This window comes from Colwellia sp. 75C3 (assembly GCF_002836255.1).
GTDB lineage: Bacteria > Pseudomonadota > Gammaproteobacteria > Enterobacterales > Alteromonadaceae > Colwellia.
Genome location: NZ_PJAU01000045.1, coordinates 1 through 3,595, shown reverse-complemented (window position 1 = coordinate 3,595; position 3,595 = coordinate 1). Strand labels below are relative to the sequence as shown.

Genomic DNA, 3,595 nt, shown 5'->3' with positions numbered 1-3,595 from the left:
TGTGCTTTGGCACACGAGAAGCCCGTTACAAGCGTAACGGGCTTTTTGATGAAGTTTTTATTTATTAAATTACTTATAAAAATTATAAGTAACGTAATAAATAAAAGTTTTTTGTTTAGCGACAATAGCGCTGTGGCCCCACCTGATCCCATTCCGAACTCAGAAGTGAAACGCAGTTGCGCCGATGGTAGTGTGGGAGTTCCCATGTGAGAGTAGGACATTGCTAGACTCCTAATTCCATCAACATTGTTGGTGAAATGGCCCCGTGGAGGGGTTCCCGAGTGGCCAAAGGGATCAGACTGTAAATCTGACGGCTCAGCCTTCGGTGGTTCGAATCCACCTCCCTCCACCATATTCTCTTAGAGAAAATTAAATACCAGCAACTTGCTGGTATTTTTTTTGCATTTTTTTCAGTCTTTCCAGTTCATTCATAGTTAAATCTAGTTTAGTCACCTCAAGTAACAAATTCTTCGCTTTATGCAGGTCTGTGTTCGGTTGTCTATTCTTGTCATATGAAACGAGTAAAACTTGGATCAGATTTAGTTTGATACCAACATGCTTGGGAAATGTTGTCGAAGCATCTTGTAATTTTACAATGGCCTCACGATATTTCTTTTGAGCATATAAAACTAGACCCATTTCAATATCTGCTTGAGCTTTATCTTTTAGATTAGTTTTTGAATCTTTATTATTTATTTCTAATGCAGTTTTATCAGTTTCTTCGCGGGTAACAAGCAACTGTGTGGCAAGATTGTTTTTATTTAGTTTTTTTAATGTTTTTGATATATCAATCAATTTATCCTGGGCAATATTTCCTTGTTCTATTGCGAGTAACTTTTCTCCTTTAAGTATTTCATCATTGGCTAAGTCTCGTTCCTTGGTAATTTTAAATAAACATGCTCCAAGTAAGTGCGACTGAACTTTAATATCACTCTCTTTAAAATCTCGTGTCATTTGCTTTAAAAAGGAGAATGCCTTGATGTTTACTTTTTTTGCATCGACTAGCGACAGAGAAGGCGCATGCTCGATCAATGCTTGTACATATTTTATTGTATTATCAGCACAGTGATGAATTGAATTATGTGCAAGCTTATAATTACTTTCGTAAGCGGCTGTTGCTTTATCAAAGTGCTCATTATGAATGCAAAGATTCGCATATTTCTTTAATCGTGTTAAAGAGCGAGGGGATAATAGCAACGCCTGTTCTAATATTTCCTCAGCTAATATTTTATGAAATTGCTCTTCATAAGTTACTGAAAGCCAATCATAACTAGATAAATATAGCGGATAGTTTCTAATCAATTGTTTAAATAGTTTTTCCGCTTGATGCAATTTATTTTCATGCAAAGCTACTTTTCCTAAACCTATTGTTGCCCATTGGCAATTAGCCGAATTTTGGTACTCTAAGTAAATAGTTTTGGCTTCATCATATCGTTGTAATTCGAAATATTGTCTTGAAATAATGCCCAAACATTCTGTTTTATATGGCGTATTGATTGATAAGGCATGCTTACAACGATTAATTACAAGTTCTGAGTTATTATCGTCGAGCGCTTGATAAATTCGAGCCATAGCCTTTTTTTTATGCAAACAAGACTTTAAGCGTTTATCTAATTCATTTAACGAATAGGGTTTACATAAGTAGTGATCAGGCTTGTGCTCAAGAGCAGCTAGTACCATGGATTGAGATATTTCTGCAGTGATTAAGATAACAATACAGTGACGATTAATGTATCCATTGACTCTTAGCTCTTCGAGAAGCTGTTGGCCATTCTTTTGATTTTCACCAAGATCATAACCTAATAAAATAATATCATAGACTTTTTGTTGGCAAATTGATGCGACATCTTGTGCATAATGTGTACTATCAACTTGCCTGGTGGTTAAGCGCATAACAAATTGCTTAAGAATATCTTGTGATGGCTTGATATTATCAACAATTAAGAAACGCATATTTTGATAGTTGGATTTTGTCATAACATCCTTAATGTCATATACGACTTCTGGTATAATTAACTTACTTAAACAAACACTGGCTAAACGAATGACCTTTTCTTCTTTTTCTTTGGATTCAGCATTGCTAAAAGCAATAACCGAATCTGCTTATGATGAACCAACAGAAATACAAAAGCAAAGTATCCCTCTAATTCTAGCTAAACATGATGTTATGGCAAGAGCGCAAACCGGTACGGGAAAAACGGCAGCATTTGCATTACCAATATTGCAACAACTTGTCTCAGTACAACCCTGCAAGCAGGAGTTGAAGGCATTAGTTTTAACGCCTACCCGAGAACTTGCTCAACAAGTATATAAAAGCTTTTGCCATTACGGTCAATTTACCACGTTAAATATGGGCATTTCTTATGGTGGTGTTAGTACAAAGGCACAGATTAAAGAATTAAAAGCAGGTGTTGATATCCTAATTGCAACGCCAGGCAGGTTGTTGGATCTTCTACGAACTGAATCTGTAAGCCTAGCTAATATAGAAACGCTAGTATTTGATGAAGCTGATCGTATGTTAGATATGGGCTTTAAAGAAGAAATAGACCAAATTACTCAATATCTACCAAAAGTTAAGCAAACGTTGCTTTTCTCTGCAACGTTCGCGGATGATATTTACAAGATGAGTAAAAATATTTTAGTTGACCCTAAAATTGTAGAGATTGATGAAACAAATAAAGCTGCGGATGATGTAGAGCAAATCATTTATGGTGTTGATGCTGATCGAAAGAGAGAACTTACTTCTTTTTTAATCGGCTCAAGAAATTGGAAGCAAGTTTTAGTTTTTACTCGGACAAAACAGTGTGCTGATGAATTAGCTAAAGAAATGAGTAAAGATGGCGTCAAGTCATTAGCTATACATGGCGATAAATCTCAAGGTGCTCGTGAAAAAGCATTGCATGAATTTAAAGAAGGAAAGGTTCGTGCATTAATTGCAACGGATGTTGCTGCGCGTGGTATTGATATAAAAGGTCTATCACACGTTATTAATTATGAGCTTCCCTACAATGCAGAAGATTACATTCACCGTATAGGGCGAACAGCCAGAGCAGGAAACTCAGGTTTAGCTGTGTCTTTAGTGAGTCCAGGAGAAGAATGGTTACTAACAGCGATAGAAGAATTACTTGATATCCAGCTATTACAGCAATGGTTACCAGGTTATGAACTAGATTTAACGAAAAGTGCTGGTTTAAACAAAAAGCCTATAAATAAAAAAAATGCACGTAAGGACGCACTGTCCGCAGGTGATAAATCTAAAAAGCACAGACCAAATACTAGAAATAGAAGGCGATAGCACAAACAAAGAATGGCAGGGTGGTTCCTTTGTGAGCTACTTTGTTATGCTTAGTAGTCGAATAGCGGCATTTATAATCGAACAAACACAAAGGCTACATTAGTACTTGTACTAAAGCTAACTCTCTCTATAATGCGCTCCAGTTCCAAGGGGTTCACGTAAAATGAATCATCAACGGACTGTTTTGATATGTTATCTAACCGATTAAATGGTAAATAACATAAGTTAATGTGTTGTTTTAAATGTTTCTCGAAATACTTTTAAATAAACGTTGACATCAAAACTAGGAAGCGTATTATG

2 protein-coding genes, 1 tRNA gene and 1 rRNA gene are annotated in these 3,595 nt (G+C 36.0%); 3 read left to right on the top strand and 1 reads right to left on the bottom strand.

Features of this window, described 5'->3' with window-relative positions; genetic code table 11:
- The first annotated feature begins 114 nt into the window (after positions 1-114).
- Positions 115-229, top strand: a 5S ribosomal RNA gene (rrf, locus tag CXF85_RS09360).
- A gap of 38 nt (positions 230-267) precedes the next feature.
- Positions 268-352, top strand: a tRNA-Tyr gene (locus CXF85_RS09355).
- Between the two features lie 17 nt (positions 353-369).
- Here the strand turns inward: CXF85_RS09355 and CXF85_RS09350 are convergent.
- Positions 370-1,977, bottom strand: coding sequence for a response regulator (locus CXF85_RS09350; RefSeq protein ID WP_101228263.1), 1,608 nt, complete (start codon positions 1,975-1,977; stop codon positions 370-372).
- A 67-nt stretch (positions 1,978-2,044) separates the two neighbouring features.
- On the opposite strand from CXF85_RS09350, the gene CXF85_RS09345 reads away from it, so the two are divergent.
- Positions 2,045-3,295, top strand: coding sequence for a DEAD/DEAH box helicase (locus tag CXF85_RS09345; RefSeq protein ID WP_101228264.1), 1,251 nt, complete (start codon positions 2,045-2,047; stop codon positions 3,293-3,295).
- Positions 3,296-3,595 lie beyond the last annotated feature (300 nt).

Excerpts from the sequence above, each read along its gene's own strand:
- CXF85_RS09350 (WP_101228263.1), bottom strand. The coding sequence starts at position 1,977 with ATGACAAAATCCAACTATCAAAATATGCGTTTCTTAATTGTTGATAAT.
- CXF85_RS09345 (WP_101228264.1), top strand. The coding sequence starts at position 2,045 with ATGACCTTTTCTTCTTTTTCTTTGGATTCAGCATTGCTAAAAGCAATA.